Source organism: Nostoc sp., from assembly GCF_036917275.1.
In the GTDB taxonomy this organism is placed as follows: domain Bacteria; phylum Cyanobacteriota; class Cyanobacteriia; order Cyanobacteriales; family Nostocaceae; genus Nostoc.
Genome location: NZ_JBALDF010000004.1, coordinates 12655 through 31591, shown reverse-complemented (window position 1 = coordinate 31591; position 18937 = coordinate 12655). Strand labels below are relative to the sequence as shown.

Sequence of the window (18937 nt, the reverse complement as noted above, 5' to 3'; positions counted from 1 at the left end):
TGCTATAGCGTTATTGATTAACTCTGACTCTACATATTGGCTTGGCGATGATGTCGGCGTAGCAGGAAAGCAGCACCAATTGCACTAATGCCCACCAGCGATAAGGAATTTCCCGATTCCGGTACTGAAGTGGGTATCTGGAAGGAGCCGCTAACTAAAGCCTGACCTACCAAAGGAACAGTTGGGTCTGGACTAATGGTGTAATTATCGGTAAGGGTGAGTGTACCGATAGCACCGTTAAATCTACCTGTACCACCAGTAATGGTCAGAATACCAAAAGCGGATGCTGTCAGGTTTTCGAGGTCACTTGTAGCAGTGGCGGTACTGCTACCAATCAAACTATCATCACTGTCTTTGCTAAAAAACCTGTCAATGAGCGGTGGTAAACCTTCTAAACCAAACGTTACTGCATCTGGGCTAGCTGTAGATATACCAGTATTAGGATCGAGCCGAGAATAGCTCATGCTTGATAGTTGAGTCAAACCGTAGGGAGCATTAAGATTATTACCAACGACCGTTACCACCGAGATGTTCGGCGCAATCTCCCTCAAGCTAACTTCTAAATTGTAAACAGCTTCAAATTCATAATTAGTTTGTGCAATCGCTTTTGTAGTATCTAAAGCGAAACTTGCTAATGAAAGCACTACCGGAACAAGCCACACACTTTTTGAACGCAGCATTAGTTACTTCATCTTCAAGTTAATTTTTAGGTAGAAAATATTACCTTTTTGCTTCCCGAAAACAGCATACACTACATTAAATTGCGGCGGCAATGAAAAAATTGTTGATCCGCTTGATATATCTTTAGATGTTTTTGCTCAGTCAGGTTCACAATATTTGAGTTCTGACTGTATTGATTAGTAACTTAAGCGCCGAAGTGGCATCGCTTCCAACACACGCAGGTGAACAAAACTTGTTATCACTAAAATTCTTGAGAGTGAAAATGCTCAACTCCTGTTGGTAGGAGATATTGACCAATTGCCAACCGCATTGTCTGTGCCATCCTGATGGCCCAGCTAGTGACGCTTGCCTTGACTTTCGCCCCGACCCCGAACTAGAAAGCAAGCAGTTCGTAGATTTTTTGAGGATTGGGGAAACTTATGAAAATTCCTACACCAGTGACCCAAACCAAGAGCAATGGCAACCAGAAGGGGCTAGTTATTACAATGGTGAATTAATACTACAACTACAGCAGCGGCGAACGCAACAGCAACAGCTAGAACTGCTAAATACCTATCCTATGTTTACTGGTAAGTGTCCTCAGTGCCAGCATGAGTTTGACCGCGACTACACCTCAAGGGTGCATTGGGATTGCCCGGAATGTGGTTGGATGGATGATACTGTGTAGGGCAAGTTGGCAGCAGCTTCAGCTTTTGGGATGATACATTGGTCAGTTATCAAATAGTAGGTTAATTGGGCGGATGTCGCGGATCTTGAGGGTTCTTTTACCTGCGTTATCGTCGTCATCAATCGTGACCAGGTATTTCACGACCGTATGGTTTGCATTTCCACCAGTCACGGTGACAACAAATGCTGAGTAACTGTTAGTGCTTGTGCCACAACCACTTCGGTCATGAAAGGTTTGATTCCATTCACCAATATGGACACCCTCACCTCGTGGCTCATCACCACTTTGTTTAATTTCATTGAGGAGAGCTACTTTCAGTTGAGAAAGCTTTGATTTTTTATCAGCAAGCATAAGTAAAAGATACTTATCGCGATTAAACAGGTCTTGGTTGCCGCCGTTGCTGCATTTATCTTCGTAGTTGGCTTCAGCTGAATCCGGGCTGGTCATCACCAGTGCTGGGATCTTGGGAGACTGAGCGGCGTGGACAGAAGTTGTTGCTAGTGCCAGAACACATAAAGTAAAAAAACCAAAGCGCATTCAATTCTCCGAGCGTGAATTAGTGTGTCCAATCAAGATTAACTGCAACGGACACTAAAGGACAGGGTTTGCTCGGTAGGCGTATGCAGCTTGCGGGGTGAAATGAGCAGTGATACCGATTTTCAACCCAAGCGATGGCGTAACCGCCCACGCCCAGGTTGATCGCCCTCATAATTCTTAGAGTCAAAGTTGCACACTTGAGGAGCGATCGCTCCTCAAGTGTGCAATTCTCTGCCACTTTAACTCAAATTACTGCTGCCACCGATTTGGGCTGCTCCCTCTGGTGCTGGTGGGTGGTAAGTCATAGACTGTAACCCTAAACGACCAGGCCCAATAAAACGGTTGAGAGTGAATGAGATACCGCCAAGCATTACTCCAATTACTCCGAAGATGCCGCCACTAGATTGCAGCGCCGTTACTGTCTCCATCTTCACTGATGAGTCTTTCCATAACCATGCTCCTGGCTCAACATCCAGTACTTCCCCAGTCGCAAGGTACTTTTCAAAGACATTACCGTAACCGTGGATTAGAAGCAGCCCTCCCTGTTGCTGACCAATGAAGCGATCAATGAATAAGCCGCCACTGCGGCTGAAAAAAAGGTTCGCCAGTCCTCGCTGAAAAAAGAAACTGTACTCAATATTACTCGTAGCGAGTAAAAACTGATGTTCGCGCACGTCCACTGTCTGTCCACGCTCTAATTGCAGCACCACAATCTGTCCTGGAGCCTCACGAGAGAAAGCTATATTCCCCGGCCCATGTGCTTCACTGACAAAAATTTGCAGTCCGGCAAAGAAACGCTTGGCTGCCCCTTTCAAGCCTTTGACACCAAGACGAACATTCGGATGTTTCCACAGTAAAATATGATGTTCAAAGTAAATCGATTGCTGTTGTCCCAGATGGACATCTACTACAGGAACTATTTCTCCTTCGATTCTCAAGGTCAAGTCACCAGAATGAAATAAATCTTTCGGATTTTTTAATTCAGGTATCGGTTCACTACTGAAGTCTGGCATAGTCTTTACTTTGAGATGGTTGTTTTATAAATCATTTTCTCCCAAACTCCAATAAAAGTGTGTCAAGAGAAATGATACAAAACATTTCCCTCTTCATTTACTTCAAAATCAGCATTAAGTTCCTTGGCTTTCTCATCTAAATATTGTTTAGCTAACTGGGTTGATATGTCAGCATTTTTCGCCAGTTGGAATACCGTTATTCTGCCAACATTTTGCTCAATTAATTTTAAAAACACTAACTGAATCCGCTTTTGTTCTGATTCCAGAAGTAATGCTTTTTCCTTTCGATTCTGCTGCACTAAAGACCAACTCAACCAGCCTCCTAGAATGGTTGACGGAATAGTAAGAATAGTTAAAGCCGCTACATCATTTTCTTTTTCTTGAGCAGGAGTTTGGGGATTCATAATTTCTAGAATCATCACAGCAGAAAACGGAATGCCAAATAATAAAAAACATATTGCTAAAAATTTTTTAACTAGTTTCATACAACCTTTTTCAGTTCCTAACAAATAATGTAAAAATAATAGCTCTATTATATAATGTATAATCAATTACTTATGACGCTGATATTTCGCTGATGTTTCCTCTCTTCTCGACACACTGTTAGGTCGCTTGTAAATGCTGATAACAGCGAGGAAATCCATCACAATCAGGCGTAGTTTACATACGTTGGCATCGCCACATGTAAGGGCGGGTACGCCATCGCACTCCAGTAAACCTGCACCACTGTTGTTGGTAGCTGAAAACGTTGTACTGATTAAATCACTCTTCCCCTGGAACTAAACCGATAATTGAGTCTATTCCAATGTGAAAACCTGTTAGAGGGAGAAGACCTGTTAGAGGGAGAAGACTCGTTGGCGCAGCCTCTGGTAGAGTTGAGAGCAACTCTACCAGAGGCGCAAGGGACGCTATCGGTGACGCACCTGCACCATTGCTGATTTCCCTAAGAGTGAAAATGGTTGTGGGCTTAAAAATGGAAAAACTCTGCTTTTACTGTTAAAAGCTCTCGTCATAAATATTACTAATCTAGTTTGAGACTGAGTGACTAATCACTAACAGTGACGCGCTGCCCTGTGAAGGAGAATGTAAACGGTTCACCTTTACCCACAGGCACATTTTTATCTAAAGGATTTTTAGTTAAATCGAAGGTACGAATTTCAAATGTTCCTTCCACTGTCTGAGTCGTTCGATTAAATCTGAAACGATAATCGGCTCTAGCAGCAGTGACAGAGGCTGTGCTTTCTGGAGCGGGGAAATTGAAGTTCAATGCGGTAGCGGTAATTTCTCCTGATTTGTTAAACTTCCAGACACCTTGTCCATCAGTGAAACGATTGTTGGGGAAGGACTGAGCAGCGGCAGGCACACCCTTAGTGCCACCTTGGTTTGAGTCGATGGTGAAAAAGCTACCGTCTTGAGTCAGTGTAATCACTCTACGTCCCACAAATTTGCCATTGAGGAAGGTAGACAAAATATATGTCCCGACGACGAATTTGCGATTATAACCTTGTTGAAAAAAAGTCGAGTCTTTTGATTGAGCTATTACCGGATGCGGAAAAATGGTTAGTGTTGATAAAGTGCAAACTGCTAGGATGGTGAAAGTTTTACGAATTGACATAACTCGCCAATGCTAGATGTGTTAGATGCCGTTGGGTCAGCGCTGTACTAAGTAATGTTGCTGAACTAGCAAACATACGAGTATTTGCCAGATATTGCAATTATTGTTAATAATTCGACATACTTTACAGTTCATGATGGCGATCGCACTCCCGGCAATTTAGTGATGGAATTAATCAATCTATCCTGCGTCAAAGCCAACGCTCATTGCCTTGGGATGTCCGCAGACTTAGAAACTACGAGTAAGTCAGGGGTGTGATGCGATCGCTCATCATCCTCTAAGAAAAATGGTGGAGCGATCGCACGAGTCAAAGATGAGGAAAAACGAAAACAACTCTTAGAAGATGCGAAAGTCTTAAATCTCTCACTGAGCGAAATCAAGCGTAAAATTCAAGAAATTGAGTCTACTGCTCAATCAAATTCGTCATCTCAAACAGAATCAACATCCATAAAAGAGCGTGTTGATGATACATTCCAACGCTTCAAGAATTTATCCAGTGGCAGGGAAGCAAACATTAATTGACCTAGTTAAAGAATTTAAGTCTACAGGCACTGCTTATCGCCAAAAGGTCTACACATTCATGCGTTCTTCTTACAGTAACCACTATCGACGCATACTTTGATGATTCAACAGGTTTTATCTGAACCTACTTGGATGTCTCGAATGAAAACAGAAGACTTTCGGGCGTTAACACCTCTCATTTATAGCCATGTTAATCCCTATGGCACTTGGAGGCTAGACCTAGATGAACGATTACTGATTGAGTTTCCCGTGGAGGTAATTGCGTGAATGTGAATCTTCAACGGACTCCAGCTAAAAAGAAAGCAGATGAATTAGCTAAATATCTCCGTGGCGAACATCCCGATTACACTTATTTAAAAAGCGTTTTTCGCTACTTGCGAACTGAGTTAGAGATTCAATCCCCCAAAACCTCAACAGACTTATTACCTGATATGCCAACTGAAGAAGAAATTCAGCGAATCATTGCAGCAAATATTAAAATGGGCGCTGGGGCATTTGGAACTAAGCACCGTCAAGAAGAATATCGTCCTTATGCCTATCAAATTGGTTTAGTTTACTGTGGGGAGTGTGGTTCTCGGTGTATTTACAAGGGAGTTTACACCGCATCTAAGCAGTATAGGTATTATGCCTGTCGGCATTCTGGGGTTGGTTGCAATAATTCCAAAAATGTTAAACAACCTGACATTGAGGAAGCACTGATTACAGCATTACTGGAGAAATCTCATCATCTTAGCCAGGATAATAACAAGATAACTGATCTGGTTCCTTTCAAAACTGAGCGTTTGCAAGAGCTAGAAGCACAACTCGCTTTTTTAGAGTAGTTTCCTGGATTTAACCCTGGTGCAGAGGAACTTAAAGCAGAACTACAACGCCAGATTGAAGAGGAAACTAATTTCTTTGAGTCTAAGCACCTTGAGGACAAGACTGTTGAGGAGATTATTCAGGTAGGCAAATATCCTCTATAGCACCCACAGTCACCGTATTTAAAAATGCAACTTAACTCCGTAAAAACCCTTGATAAATTTGAGCTATTCTCAACTAAACTTGGTATGGAATATAACAAGATAGTGAATATTTAAAGGAAATATCTTATGGATAACGCCAGTCTCGAAATTGATAAAAACCAATATCAAGTGATGACTCTTGAACGACCAAAAAAGCTGAAAATCCTGGTAGTTGACGATGAGCCAGATAATCTCGATCTGCTTTATCGCACATTTCGACGCGACTTTAATGTTTTGAAAGCTGATAGTGGGGTGAACGCCCTACAAGTTTTGGCAGCAGAAGGGGAGGTAGCGGTGATTATCTCCGATCAACGGATGCCAGAAATGAAAGGAACTGAGTTTCTCAGCAAGACTGTACCTCAGTTTCCCGATACGGTAAGAATAATTCTCACCGGATTTACTGATATTGAAGATTTGGTAGAGGCGATTAATGCGGGGCAAGTCTACAAATATATCACCAAGCCTTGGGACCCAGGAGAACTGAAGGCAGTGGTACAAAGAGCAGCAGAAACCTACGACTTGCTCAAGCAACGTACAGAAGAATTACGTCGTGCTCATGCTCAAATGGGGCTGCTGAGTGTTTTGGTACAGATAACTCAAGCAGCTTCTAGCTTAGAAGAAACTCTCGCTCCAATTGCTAGGGCTGTGAGTCAGACTTTTGGAGCAGAAGGCTGTATCCTACAACTTACAGATGGAAATACTCTGGTTGCGACTCAAGGAACTTACAGCGATATAGGTACAATAGAGAATTGGCTATCTCTTGACCCACTAACAAGGGAAGCGATCGCTACCGGGCAAATGCAAGTTTCCTTAAATGTACTTAAAGACACTAAATTAGTTGATGCTATTCACTACTACAACACGGGTGTGCAAGCACATTTAGTTATCCCAATTAGCTACCGCAATCAACTTTTGGGTGTATTATCGCTACAGTGGAAACAACCCTGTACTTTGCGGGAAGATGAATTAATGCTAATTAATTTATCAGCCGAACTGCTGGCGATCGCTCTTACTAGTAGTGATTACCATAAAACAAAAATTTAGTCAATAGTCAAGAGTCCAAAGTTCAACTCTTGACCCTTGAATTTTGAACGCCAGTTCAACGCCACTCCCCTTGACCCTTGATTCTTGACCAATGACTAACGAAATTCAGTCCATTTTTAACCGTATTGCTCCAGTTTATGACCAGTTGAACGACTGGTTGAGTCTAGGACAGCATCGAATATGGAAGGAAATGGCAGTTAAATGGAGTGGAGCTAAATTAGGTGATACTGCATTAGATTTGTGTTGCGGTAGTGGTGATTTAGCTTTACGTTTGGCACGGCGTGTAGGAGCAACAGGACAGGTGTACGGAGTGGATTTTTCCCCAAACCTGCTAGAAATTGCTTCATTACGTTCCCAAAGGCAGTACCCTCAACCTGCTATCACCTGGGTAGAAGCCGATGTGCTAAATTTACCCTTTGATGACAACAAATTTGATGCTGCAACAATGGGCTATGGTTTAAGAAATGTTAAAGATATTCCCCGTAGTCTCCAAGAGTTATACCGTGTTTTGAAGCCGGGTGCTAAAGCTGCAATTTTAGACTTTCATCGACCGAGTAATCTTCAGCTACGTACCTTTCAGCAGTGGTATTTGGACGGTTTCGTGGTTCCAGTTGCCAATTATTTAGGTTTAAAAGAAGAATATGCTTACATCAGTCCCAGCTTAGACCGTTTTCCCATCGGGAAAGAGCAAATAGAGTTAGCGCGTCAAGTTGGTTTTGCTGTTGCCACACACTACCCCATCGTGAACGGTATGATGGGAGTGCTGGTAGTCAGCAAATTTTAGATTTTAGATTTGGGATAGCGTAGCGTAAAGCCTACGGCATGGCAACTCTTAGAGACGCTACGCGTAGCTTGCTTCCCCGCAGGGGTACGCTTAGAGCGAGTCTGCGAGCGTCTTTTGAATTGGGGACTGCGGAATAGGTAATGGTTAATGGAAAATCGTTAGTAGTGAATGGAAAAATAACTCATAACTAATAACCGCCAATTACCAATCCTTAATCCCTAATTTCTAATCTAGAATCCAAAATTCAAAATCCAAAATTCAAAATCCTGTGGACTGGTCTCATCTTTGGCTTTATGTGTCTCCCCCGGTACTGGGTGGAATCATTGGTTATTTCACAAATGATATAGCCATCAAAATGTTGTTCCGTCCTTACCGAGCAATTTATATTGCTGGACGAAGAGTACCCTTCACCCCTGGATTGATTCCCCGCAACCAGGAACGTCTGGCTCTGAACATTTCCAAGACAATCATGGGGTCACTGTTGACACCACAAGAATTGCAAAATCTAGCGCGGCGATTGTTGCAAACAGAACGCGTGCAAGCAGGAATTCTCTGGTTGTTGCAGCTGGCAATCGAACAAATCAAAACAGATAAAAACCAGAAAAGTGCTAAAATTGTGGCGGTAATTTTGCGGGATTTGCTTGGGGAATCATTACCACGGTTACTCAAAGTTTTGGCGCGACGTGAAGACTTTTTGGAAGCGCAGATAAATCAAATTTTTGACCAGATATTGCTGGAATTTCAATTGAGTGAAGAACAAGCCACGCGGCTTGCTGATTGGTTGTTGCAAGCAGTTCTACCGCCGGATGTGTTGCGGCAGACGATAGTTGATTTTTTGACAGATCGCACAATTCAAATTATTGATGAAGGCTTCCGCGAAAAAACCAGTGGTACTTATTGGGTAGTAGCAAATTTGTTTGGCTTACGTAATACTCTTACACGGTTACGGACTTTTTGCTTGGATGAAAAGGAGGCTACTAATACTCGCTTGCAGGAATTGACTCAAGATTTACAAATGCGCGATCGCATTAGAAAATTACTGCAAAATTTATCATTACAAAACTTGCCAATGGGTACGGTGCGTCAACTTAGAAAGACCACCCGCGAAAGTGTTCGCCATTATCTGCAAAACAGTGGCAGTGATTTTTTACAAGGATTAACTGATTCTGTTGATTGGGAAAATATTGCTGGAGTCCTGCTGAATCGTCTTAGTACTTCACCTGTTGTCAGTACTTCTTTAGAAGTCATGAGTCAAGAGTTGGCTTTACTTTTAGATAAGTATTTGGAAAAAGATTTAGAAGTAATTGTGGCGCAGGCGATTCCAATTTTATCGATAGATCAAGTGATAGTTGACCGGATAAAATCAACTTCACCGGCTGATTTAGAAGCTGCAATTGAGGGAATTGTAAAAAATGAATTGCAAGCGATTGTGACTTTAGGCGGTGTTTTAGGTTTTGTCATCGGGTTATTGCAGACAGTGTTTTTAATCTTAAGTCAATATTAATTTTTTGTTTTTGTCTGTAAACTTTTATCAAATTCTAGGTGCAAGTTACCCATATTATGAAATGAGTGAAATTGAGCGATGTCTACTTTATTCAGAGACACCCGGATTCATCCGTAAGGTAATAATTACGAATTACGTAGCTTACTTATCGCCCAAAGCAAGTATTATTAATTACCTCAACTCACCTTTTATCTCTGTTTGCAACAACTATACATCTTCAACTGATAACCCAGTTAATTTTGTCACTTTAAATACTTAGGTTATTACCTAAAGGCTCAATATATGCTTGTAAAGTGTCCTTAACTTTAGAAGGCTGACGAACTGGAGCGATCGCAGAATAATCCGGTTTTACTGTCCAGTCGTAATGGCGAAGTAGTGTGGAAAGCACGATTTTCATTTCCATCTGGGCAAATTCCATGCCTAAACAACTGTGCGAACCATAACCAAAACCTAATCTACTTAATTGTAAAGCGCAGTTAGGCTTTGCAAATCCAAGTTACCAATCGCGGTAGAGTTTTTCTGCGTAGAACATAATCTCTTCATTTGGCAATCTAATTTTTGGTTTTTGCCGAGGATATAAGCTCTCAACTGCACCTGTATCCTGTTCAATGACTGTGGCTGCTACTTTTAAAACTGAATTTTTGAACATAAATTTCATCAAAGGATTGACGACTTGGGCATACATCAAAATAAACGTCTTGGTGATTTTTTCGGTTTCAGGGTAGAGAATATGAATTTGAGCAATATCACCAATAGGGGTTTTAGCAAAAAAAGCTGTAGTTGAAGGGAAAGCGTATTCGAGTGTGTTTGCAAGGGTTTTCGGTAAAATTCCCAAAATAGGATTATTGATAATTTCTTCTAACGTGTTGTTGGCTCTGTTCAGTTCTTGTTTGACTGTGGCATAGTATCCTTTTTCTTCAAAAGAATTTACATGACAAGATGTAATTTTAAATAGTTCTTTATGAGTACCATTTTGGTGGTTATAGTCATAGTTAACCATCAGGTTACTCAAAAAGTCACCCTGAATACTTTTGTCCCCAGTTACTCCGATGAACTCGTATTCATCTACAATTTTCTGATGCAAATCTGGGATTGGTAATCTTGGCTCAAATCCAGCATATGTCCAGATACAATCATTGCTAATAATTAGCTCTAATGATTTGGTAATTGGCTGAATGTCCTTTTTTTCTCCTTGCTGTAGTCTGCCTTGTCCATCAAATTCTAGTGCATGAAAAGGGCAAGTAATAGTATCTCTATCTTGACAAACCCAGCCGTCTGATAAAGGTGCTTGCATATGTGGACAGATATTATCAAGGGCAAACACTTCGCCTTTTTGGTTTTGCCAAATGACATAATCCTGTCCATTTAATGTGATTTTATTAGGTTTATTCACTCCTAATGTAGATTTGTGCGCGATTAACCAAGGCGCACCTGTTAAAATTGGTTCCATTTTTCCTCCAAAATATTGAGAAGTTGTTTATTTAAAGTTCAGTAGATGCGTTAGCAAAACGCCACGCAATCTTGAAAGTTGTGCTTGACAACCTTGTGTCACTTATCTGACATTTTACTTTTGAATACAAATTGGAATAAGTAAAGTCCTGTCTACAATGGACGAACTAATACTACCGGGCATTTGCTCGGCTAACTTTGGCTACTGCATTGCTGAATTATCCAAATGACTAACTAATTTTTTAGTTAGTTATTCTTAATTTAATAAATTTCATCTTCTATGTCAACTACTAACCAATTTTTTAGTTAAGATATTTTCGTTATGCTGATGGAGCAACGTGGGTCGTTCAACGCAGTCAAAATTCTCATCTAAAAAGCCGCGTCAGGTGCGCGATGCAGAAGCGACGAAAAAGCAGATTCTCGATGCGGCGGAAGCGGAGTTTGCCAGAAATGGACTTCAAGGGGCGCGGACAGAGGCGATCGCTAGAGGTGCAGGTATAAACACAGCGATGATTTACTACTATTTCCAGAGCAAGGAAGGACTATATCAAGCTGTTCTGCAACGTCCGGCGGTGGAGATGCACGAAGTGTTGCAACAGCTAAATTTCGATAAGTTACCACCAGAGGAGGCTTTGAAGTTGCTAGTCAAGGAAGCGATCGCCTACGAAGCTGCTCACCCGCACAGAGGGATGCTTTGGTTTCAAGAAGCAAACCAAAATCAGGGAAAGTATTTCAAACAGGGGAATTGGCAAGAAAATTTCGCGTATCTGATCAAGATTTTAGAGCGGGGGATGGCGGAAGGTTATTTCCGTCAGATCGATCCATTTCTCACCACCCTGCATATTATTGGGGTTTGTAATTTATACTTCAACGCTTACGAAAACATCAAGCATACTAGACCCGATTTGCAACTGCTGAGTTCAGAAATGATTGAGCAGCATACTCAAGCAGCAGTTAATTTTATTTTGGCTGGTGTGCGACGCACTGGAGATTAGAGATTAATTGGGAAATGCGATCTATTGATAAACCCAAGCGCTTAGGTTATATCTGATAAAATAAGATATTACAGCACTTTGCAAGTAAATGAAGTACACCCTTCTCTTGCTTGTGGCTGCGGTGAATAACCCCCCTTAATCTCCCTGTTTATTGGGGGGAAAAATAAATCTAGTTCCCTCCCGAATATATCGGGGAGGGTTAGGGTGGGGTATTTTTGTACCTCACCAACTCGCAATCTGCTGTAAATGCCAACAATCTTAAGAAAAGGCGGTTTTGAGGTTCGTATCTACCTTAACGATCATATTCCTGCTCATGTCCATGTTTTTAAAGGCGGCGGAGAGGCAAAAATCAACATAGGAGATGAAAACCTAGCTCCAGAGTGGGTTTGGGTATCCCCAGGAATGAGTGATAAAGATGCGGTGAAAGCTTTACAGTTAGTTGCTGATCATCAATTGGAACTACTAAAAAAGTGGCGAGAATATCATGGTTAAGAAGATTGCGGCTACAGAAGAAGTATTAAAAGAAAAGCTAGCCAATGCCAGAGCAAACTCAGATGCTGCCATGTCTGAACCACGGGCTACTCGTGCTTTTTATGACGCTTATTTAGGAATGATTATAGTTTTTTTGTCCAACAAATGTATGTTTGGGTTCCCTTCAGAGGTAGGAGAAGGACTGGCGGGTGCTTCAATCAAGGACTTAGCAGAAGTAGAGGTAACACCTTCTGGTGAAGGATTACACTGGAAAACCCTAGATGTAGATTTGAGTATTCCTGCTTTGATGAGTGGAATATTTGGAACTAAAAAATGGATGGCTGAACTTGCTAGAAAGGGTGGAAGTTCCACTTCTGCTGCAAAATCTGAGGCATCTCGACTAAATGGTACAAAGGGCGATCGCCCCTGAAAAGAAATTGTACTGGCTATTGATGAAGATCAAGCTTGACTTACTAAAACTAAATCTGGCGATCACTTACGAATGGTCAAATTAATTTACTCCAGCGACTATCAAGCGATCGCATCTAAAGCTGGGGTGTAGAGCCAGCCAGGATTAGAGAAGCCTTGACATTATAGGTAGTCGAAGCAGTGGACGCAATCGAGTGCGAGAAAGGTATTTGTAACAATACCGCTTCCAAAGGCTTACTTTGTATTAAATGACTGAAATCACAGATAAATAGTTACTTATGTTACATACTTTATCGTAATAACTTGGTAAAAATGTTTAAGCATAAATACTACTTAATAAATGATTTACAGGTACTTTTTACACTATTTAGTGCTTATATAAATGTTTTTTTTGAGGATAAAATCAAGAAATTCATTATTATTTATAGTGTTCGGCTCGTTTTCCATATCATTATTACTTGCATTAATTCATACTGCATTCACAATAAATATTTTTATTACTATATTCGGACTAACTTTATTTTTATCAGGTATGTTTTTGCATTTAAAAAATCAAACTATAGTAAAAATACAACCTAGATTAGCACCGATAAAGCAGATAATACCAATAACAAATAAGCAAAGAACAGTTAATACAAATGGTGGGGCTTATAATGAAAAAATTGGAAGAGATTATATAGGAGGAGATTATGTAAAGAAATATATTAATATTAAAAATGAAGAAGTAGAAATTAGTGCAGATATTTCTGAGACGCTTGGTGATTTAAAAGATATCTTGAATGAGATAATAGTTAAAAACTCAGATCCCGGAGAAGTAATATCTCAGTTTGCTAAAGAGTTAGCTGAAGAATTACGCAAACAGCCAGAAGTAAAAGCTAGTTTTGATGACAAAGAAGATACTAGCGAACAAGAATTAGCAAATAAGATTATTATAGATTTATTGACTAAAAGTTATGACCAACTTAGCCAAATCAATCAAATTACTCAAATAACTCGAACTGACCAAATTAATAAAAGCAGCCAAATTGAAACATTAAATAATTCTAGTGCTTTGGAATACACATACTATGTTCCTAACAATAACAATGACAGAGATGTCATAGTATATAATGGATATACAATTTACTTAGCTAAAGACGATGCAAATATGTGGAATTTAGAAATTCAAAGAGAGGATGGTTCTCCTTTAGATTTAAGTAAACAACGACGCTTATCAAGTAAAGATAACGCTATTGGAACAGCGAAGAAAAAAATTGATAAAGACAGGATGGCTAATTGGAAAAGTAATAGAAATAACCCTGAGTAAATTAAGTCCATTATCCAATAATTAACTACGTTAATGTGTAGTGAAACTTTTATGACTAGCATTTTTGGCTACAAGATTCATTTAGGCATCAAACTCATAATAAATAATGAACTTTGTATCGCATTGCAGAAAAATTACCGTGATTTTAACTAGAATATACGGGATGAAACGTTTTTGGAGATAAATCAATGGTAGGCGATCGCACTATCAATACTGGCGGGGGCAACTACAACGAACGTATCGACGGCAGCTATATCCAAGGCAATTTCTACGCTGCCGGACAACCGCAAAGCGTCGCTGATGCTGCCGCTGAAATACAACAACTGCTCGAACAGTTAGACAAGTCGTATCTAAGCAATACCACCACAGGCAAGATGGCGATCGCAACAGAAGCACTAACACGAATTGAAGGTGATAAGTCTTTGTCAGAACGTGTCTTGAATGCCCTCAAAGCAGGCGGTGTCTCTGCTTTTGAGCAATTACTCAATCATCCCGCCGCCAGCTTTGTAATTGGTGCGTTAGAAGATTGGCAAAAGACTAAGGGAGCCTAGAGAGTCGATCAACTAAATATATGTGGGCAATATGTCGGCAAAAACTAAAGTATGTGAATCCCAGTAAAACGCTTATTTTGGGCTAAAACTTTAGGTCTGCTTTTTCGCGATCGCATTGAAACTAGGATCGCACCTCAAAAAAAACCTCTTAACAACATTATTAGCAGGTGTGCGTAGGCGTAGACATCGCATTACGAATTCCGCGCAGTGCTACTAGCCTTCAACTTTGGATAAGCAATCCGTTTGTGGTGAAATTGCTGCCAAACATCCACAAATATCTGAGCAATCTGTGACATTTCTTCCCGTTTTAGTCCTGAATCTACGAGTTGATTGTCTTGCCATTTGGCACGTAGAATATTATTGAGCATTGCTAAAGCTTGTTCGGTGGAGACATCTTTAAGCGATCGCTTCTCTCCCACAGATTTAGCCGATGCTTGCAGCGATCGCAGCGCTGCTTCGCAAGAATCTGCTAACATGACAATTCCGGTTTCCCGTGATTGCGGAATTGGACCATCGTAGCGAAAATCTGCGTCGTCTACTATTAAACTTGGATCTTGCTGAGCCATTTGCTGGGCTTGATGATGGAAATAGGCAATCAGCATCGTTCCTTGATGCTCTGGAATAAAAGCTTGAATTGCTGTAGGCAAAAGGTGTTTACGCGCCATCACCAACCCTTCAGTTACGTGCTTTTTGATAATTTCTACACTCTTCCAAGGGTCTTTAATCTCGGTATCGTGTTTATTCGGCCCCCCCATTTGATTTTCAATAAAGCCAAGGGGGTCGTGCATTTTGCCAATATCATGGTATAATGTACCAGCCCTGACTAGTTCAACGTTGCATCCTAGTTCTTTGGCAGCAGCTTCGGCAAGGGTAGCCACAAATAACGTATGTTGAAAAGTTCCGGGAGTTTCAGTAGCGAGTCGTTTTAATAAAGGGCGGTTAGGGTTCGCCAACTCTGCTAAACGAATGGGAGTGACTAAATCAAAAAGCTTTTCTAGATAAGGACTCAACCCTAAAGCTACGACACTCCAGCCTAAACCGGATAAAGCAAACAATCCGGCTTCTCGGAGGACGATGTACCAGGTTGAACCAAATGCTTGACCAATTAAGATTTTAACAACCAGATAAATACCACCCTGAGTTAAGGCGATCGCAACACCTAATAATGCTAATTCTTCACGCGATCGCAATCGTTGTGCAATGTAACTACCTAATATTCCTCCCCCAACACCAGCTAAAAGCGCAGCCTTGCTCATATCCAAGCTAATGCCTAATATCGGCAACAGCAGTCCGACAACTGTCAAGCCCAAAGTGGGGCCGTAGAAGCTTCCCAACAATAAACTAAGGGCACTCCAGGTTGTATAAGGCAATCCGATTGTGATCACACCTGGTACACTCAGAGTCAGCAATAACACCAATAGGCGATCGCGTTGTCGCAATTCGTAATGAATATGCCGTTCTACCCAGACAAAAATGCCAATGGCGATCGCAATCACGCCTGCTAACTTCACCAACTCCCGCCATATTACCTCCCGGCGAACCAGGTGATAATGCTCCAACACCTCAAAGTTCCATGCAGTAATCTGCTCTCCTTTTTTGACAATCACCTCACCATGCCGGATCTTCACCATCACGGGTGGCACCCCAGCAGCAGCCTTTTGAGCGTTTTGTCTCGTTTGTTCTTCATCTTCTTGCAAATTCGGCTTAAGTGCAGCTAACAATAGCTTTTTTGCCAAAGTTTCAGCGGATTCTGGTACAGAGGTCTGCAATTGTAAACTCACCGCATCCTCTAAGATATTTTTTGGCAGTCCTTGTGGGATGCCTTGGGTGAGAATCCGCTTTGCACTCTGATGGATTCCCATTTGTGTTTTTTCCCACTCCACATCTGACAAATCCAAAAGCAGGGATTCCTCGTATACTACTTCTGGGGCAACAATCTCTAATTTTAAAAGTTTGGTAGTGGCTTGGGTGTATCTTTGGCGTGCTTGGGAAATTTGGGCAATCAGTAAAGACAAGTTTTTCTCAGAAGTTGTGACACGGTAAGATTCTAATTCTGCTACTGCTTGAGTAAAGTCAGTGTTTTGAGAAAAATCAACTGGCTCTGTCTTTTCTAAATTCTGAGAATCAGATTTGGGTATTGTGAGCGGCTGACGTTCCTGATTAGGTGCAGCTATAGATGATGAACGGGAGGCGGTTCGTCCTGTTCCTTTCTTCTGCTGATTTTTACTATTTTCTACAGCTACTAGCAGTGCTTGCCATTCCGGGTTCGCACAAGAGCGGAGATAACGCTGGGTAAAGATGGACAAAACTACAGGATCAAAAAAAGGAAAAGCTCCAGCAATGGTGCGAATTTCATAGCCATCATCTAGAAGTTGTTGCAAATTTTCGTTGATTTGTTGATTCATTCGTGCATCAACCATCAACATTTGTAAGGAACTTTTACTAACGGCTTTGCGCTTGGCTTCTGTTTTTTTCTGATCTTCGATGCTAGCTGTGTAAGGTGCTTTAATCGTTTGGGGCGCGGGATTTCCTACTTGGAGTTGAGTCTGGTTGTATAATTTATGGCCAATAACGCCTGTGAGGGACAGTACAGCGATCGCTAAAATCACTAAGAAACGCTGTTCATGCACCCAATTTAAACCGACTGTATAAATACTACTCTTAGTTTTGACCGATTTTGCCTTTGACTTGAGCGCTGTTTCTTGTTTTTGGCGATGCTTACGGCGGGCTGCATCTACGCTTTTGTTATTGGTTTTTGATAAAAATAAGATTACATTCTTAAGAATAGTCTTTAGAAGTTCCCTCCTATGGCTTTTGCTTTTGGGACTTCTCATTAACTTTCCTTTACGGCGTAGTCCTTTGTACTGTCGCCGCCAGTGAGTCAATTGCTGGGTTAAGAACTGCAAAAATTGCTGTATTTTCATTATCTCTGCCTGCAATTGCTGACTTTGATAGCTCAAAATAAGACAATCATCAGGGAAGTTTTATCTGCGGCTGCTGCAACTACGGTGGCGGTGGCTTTTTTGTTGCCGACTTGCCACAATAGTTACCTACAGAATCAGTCCGAAGGTTTGCTGAAAAATTCTAGTATATAAGACTAGTACATTGTGACGTCAGTTTGCCTAAGTAAGTGGGCGTGAATAATTAGAGGTTTGTAATAAGCAGATACAGACCTATTTTAAAGGCTGAAGGCCTTACTACAAGCTAATTTAATTAATTTTACATTGCGTAACATAGTTTTATTTATTCTTGCCCACTTACTTGCCTTTAATAAGAACCTTAAGACCCAAGTTTTGTTTGAGATGGTAGCTGGATTTTTTGCAAGCTGTACTAGGAAGTTTTTTAGTTATTGGCTAGATTGCGTAGTTTTCAGCCTTTGGCATCCGCACTGTTGTTCGGTGAAAACAGGATTAACGCGACCGAATAACGCGAGGAGCTGCGTAAACTGCAAGCAAAGCCTCAGATCCCTCCTCTGTTAACTCGCTTGGATGCAGGGCAAAATTATACACTCCTGACCACACTGCCACAAATGCATCGGTTAATTTTAACATTTGAGAAAAGCTAGTTAGTCCCCATACCGAGGAATTCCTCTGCAAAAGCAAGACTTGCCAATTTACGGGAATTCCACCTATACCGTTATATGCTCCTGATAAAGCACCAGTAATTGCACTTGTAGCCTGTGAGCTTAGAGGCGTAGCATCTTCCACTTTGAAATTGCGATTGTGAGTAGCCCGCAAAACTGCAAGGCGAAAGTCTTCCAAGGTACTCAAAAAGCAGTAAAATGCCATAGCAATAGTATTACTTAGCTCTTCTTCCCTAGCAAACTCAGCTTGTGCCCTTGACAATCCAGCCCCTTGCTCTAGTAAATTTTGAACTCTTAATAATTTTTTCGGTATTGATGTCGGTGTTTCTCCGAGAAAAGAAATTATTTGCGGGATGAGGGTTAGAGGGTTGAGTTTTTCAGTTAGGGCAAGAGATATCGCATATCCTACTGCTAGTGTTCCATCCCTTACTACTGGGTCATCCTCCCAGATTTTGAGTACATGCAGTAAGTTTTGTCGGAGCTTAATTGGATTTTCGTGAAAAAAAAGTGTTACTGGTAGTGTCGCAAGAATTATTTTTATCGAAATGTCATCAGTTACTGCTAAATGAAGAGATTCTTGTTGCTGACGCCCAATCCAATCATCTAAATCTAATCTACCCAACGCAATCAAACTTTCAGTACCCAAAACCGCCATTCTGCCCAAATCCAGGTAATGAGACTTTATTTTACCACCAGTGGCTGCTAAACTTTCCCCCAGGAATGCTCCGAGTAAAGTACCTCTAAACCGACTTATAGGAGAATAACGCATACAATTTTGGATT

The 18937-nt window shown here is 41.2% G+C and carries 20 protein-coding genes and 2 pseudogenes; 12 read left to right on the top strand and 10 right to left on the bottom strand.

All coding sequences use genetic code 11. The features are described 5' to 3' along the window. Nucleotides 1–29 precede the first annotated feature (29 nt). Nucleotides 30–680: a hypothetical protein gene (locus V7K35_RS01225; RefSeq protein WP_335075696.1), complete on the bottom strand. Its 651-nt coding sequence runs from the start codon at nucleotides 678–680 to the stop codon at nucleotides 30–32. A gap of 290 nt (nucleotides 681–970) precedes the next feature. Between V7K35_RS01225 and V7K35_RS01220 the strand changes: the two genes are divergently transcribed. Further along, nucleotides 971–1348 carry a hypothetical protein gene (locus tag V7K35_RS01220; RefSeq protein WP_335075694.1) on the top strand — a complete coding sequence of 126 codons (378 nt, stop codon included), beginning with the start codon at nucleotides 971–973 and terminating at the stop codon, nucleotides 1346–1348. Between the two features lie 42 nt (nucleotides 1349–1390). Here the strand turns inward: V7K35_RS01220 and V7K35_RS01215 are convergent, their stop codons facing one another. The 3 genes from V7K35_RS01215 to V7K35_RS01205 all read right to left on the bottom strand — a co-directional run bounded on the left by V7K35_RS01215 (nucleotide 1391) and on the right by V7K35_RS01205 (nucleotide 3383). Then, entirely contained in the window at nucleotides 1391–1885 is a 495-nt protein-coding gene (locus tag V7K35_RS01215) for a hypothetical protein (protein WP_335075692.1), read from the bottom strand. Between the two features lie 239 nt (nucleotides 1886–2124). Continuing rightward, nucleotides 2125–2898: an AIM24 family protein gene (locus tag V7K35_RS01210; protein WP_335075690.1), complete on the bottom strand. Its 774-nt coding sequence runs from the start codon at nucleotides 2896–2898 to the stop codon at nucleotides 2125–2127. Nucleotides 2899–2960: 62 nt separating this feature from the next. Further along, entirely contained in the window at nucleotides 2961–3383 is a 423-nt protein-coding gene (locus tag V7K35_RS01205) for a hypothetical protein (RefSeq protein WP_335075687.1), read from the bottom strand. 306 nt (nucleotides 3384–3689) lie between these two features. Here V7K35_RS01205 and V7K35_RS01200 point away from each other — a divergent pair, with 306 nt between their 5' ends. After that, complete coding sequence (locus tag V7K35_RS01200; protein ID WP_335075685.1) at nucleotides 3690–3836, top strand: hypothetical protein; 147 nt, start codon at nucleotides 3690–3692, stop codon at nucleotides 3834–3836. Between the two features lie 107 nt (nucleotides 3837–3943). On the opposite strand, the gene V7K35_RS01195 is transcribed toward V7K35_RS01200, so the two are convergent. After that, entirely contained in the window at nucleotides 3944–4513 is a 570-nt protein-coding gene (locus tag V7K35_RS01195; protein ID WP_335075683.1) for a hypothetical protein, read from the bottom strand. A 203-nt stretch (nucleotides 4514–4716) separates the two neighbouring features. Further along, on the bottom strand, nucleotides 4717–4893 hold the full coding sequence (locus tag V7K35_RS01190) for a hypothetical protein (RefSeq protein ID WP_335075681.1): 177 nt from the start codon (nucleotides 4891–4893) through the stop codon (nucleotides 4717–4719). 232 nt (nucleotides 4894–5125) lie between these two features. Between V7K35_RS01190 and V7K35_RS01185 the strand changes: the two are divergent. The 5 genes and pseudogenes from V7K35_RS01185 to V7K35_RS01165 all read left to right on the top strand — a co-directional run. Then, nucleotides 5126–5302: pseudogene (locus tag V7K35_RS01185) on the top strand (Tn3 family transposase); the annotation flags it as partial. Then, nucleotides 5299–5856 (top strand): zinc ribbon domain-containing protein, encoded by a 558-nt coding sequence (locus V7K35_RS01180; RefSeq protein WP_335075679.1) that lies wholly within the window; start codon nucleotides 5299–5301, stop codon nucleotides 5854–5856. The pseudogene V7K35_RS01185 and the gene V7K35_RS01180, both read left to right, overlap by 4 nt. A 270-nt stretch (nucleotides 5857–6126) precedes the next feature. After that, entirely contained in the window at nucleotides 6127–7083 is a 957-nt protein-coding gene (locus V7K35_RS01175) for a response regulator (RefSeq protein ID WP_335075677.1), read from the top strand. A gap of 91 nt (nucleotides 7084–7174) precedes the next feature. Next, nucleotides 7175–7867, top strand: coding sequence for a bifunctional demethylmenaquinone methyltransferase/2-methoxy-6-polyprenyl-1,4-benzoquinol methylase UbiE (gene ubiE, locus V7K35_RS01170; protein WP_334796006.1), 693 nt, complete (start codon nucleotides 7175–7177; stop codon nucleotides 7865–7867). Between the two features lie 268 nt (nucleotides 7868–8135). After that, nucleotides 8136–9371, top strand: a complete 1236-nt coding sequence (locus V7K35_RS01165) for a DUF445 domain-containing protein (protein WP_335075675.1) — start codon at nucleotides 8136–8138, stop codon at nucleotides 9369–9371. 247 nt (nucleotides 9372–9618) lie between these two features. On the opposite strand, the pseudogene V7K35_RS01160 reads toward V7K35_RS01165, so the two are convergent. Continuing rightward, nucleotides 9619–9816: pseudogene (locus tag V7K35_RS01160) on the bottom strand (cytochrome P450); the annotation flags it as partial. 51 nt (nucleotides 9817–9867) lie between these two features. Then, nucleotides 9868–10821 carry a Rieske 2Fe-2S domain-containing protein gene (locus V7K35_RS01155; protein ID WP_335075674.1) on the bottom strand — a complete coding sequence of 318 codons (954 nt, stop codon included), beginning with the start codon at nucleotides 10819–10821 and terminating at the stop codon, nucleotides 9868–9870. 337 nt (nucleotides 10822–11158) lie between these two features. On the opposite strand from V7K35_RS01155, the gene V7K35_RS01150 reads away from it, so the two are divergent. From V7K35_RS01150 to V7K35_RS01130, 5 genes are all read left to right on the top strand, one after another. Next, entirely contained in the window at nucleotides 11159–11815 is a 657-nt protein-coding gene (locus V7K35_RS01150) for a TetR/AcrR family transcriptional regulator (protein ID WP_335075672.1), read from the top strand. 246 nt (nucleotides 11816–12061) lie between these two features. Then, on the top strand, nucleotides 12062–12307 hold the full coding sequence (locus V7K35_RS01145; protein WP_322638988.1) for a DUF4160 domain-containing protein: 246 nt from the start codon (nucleotides 12062–12064) through the stop codon (nucleotides 12305–12307). Then, nucleotides 12300–12716 carry a DUF2442 domain-containing protein gene (locus tag V7K35_RS01140; RefSeq protein WP_335075670.1) on the top strand — a complete coding sequence of 139 codons (417 nt, stop codon included), beginning with the start codon at nucleotides 12300–12302 and terminating at the stop codon, nucleotides 12714–12716. Before V7K35_RS01145 ends, V7K35_RS01140 begins: the two co-directional genes overlap by 8 nt. Before the next feature lie 537 nt (nucleotides 12717–13253). Beyond that, on the top strand, nucleotides 13254–14021 hold the full coding sequence (locus V7K35_RS01135; RefSeq protein WP_335075668.1) for a hypothetical protein: 768 nt from the start codon (nucleotides 13254–13256) through the stop codon (nucleotides 14019–14021). A 188-nt stretch (nucleotides 14022–14209) separates the two neighbouring features. Beyond that, complete coding sequence (locus V7K35_RS01130) at nucleotides 14210–14572, top strand: hypothetical protein (protein ID WP_335075666.1); 363 nt, start codon at nucleotides 14210–14212, stop codon at nucleotides 14570–14572. A gap of 191 nt (nucleotides 14573–14763) precedes the next feature. Here V7K35_RS01130 and V7K35_RS01125 read toward each other — a convergent pair whose 3' ends face one another. After that, nucleotides 14764–17496, bottom strand: coding sequence for an HD family phosphohydrolase (locus V7K35_RS01125; protein WP_335075664.1), 2733 nt, complete (start codon nucleotides 17494–17496; stop codon nucleotides 14764–14766). Nucleotides 17497–17982: 486 nt separating this feature from the next. After that, a complete protein-coding gene (locus V7K35_RS01120) occupies nucleotides 17983–18924 on the bottom strand; it encodes an ADP-ribosylglycohydrolase family protein (protein ID WP_335075662.1) in 942 nt (313 codons plus the stop codon). Between the last annotated feature and the right edge of the window lie 13 nt (nucleotides 18925–18937).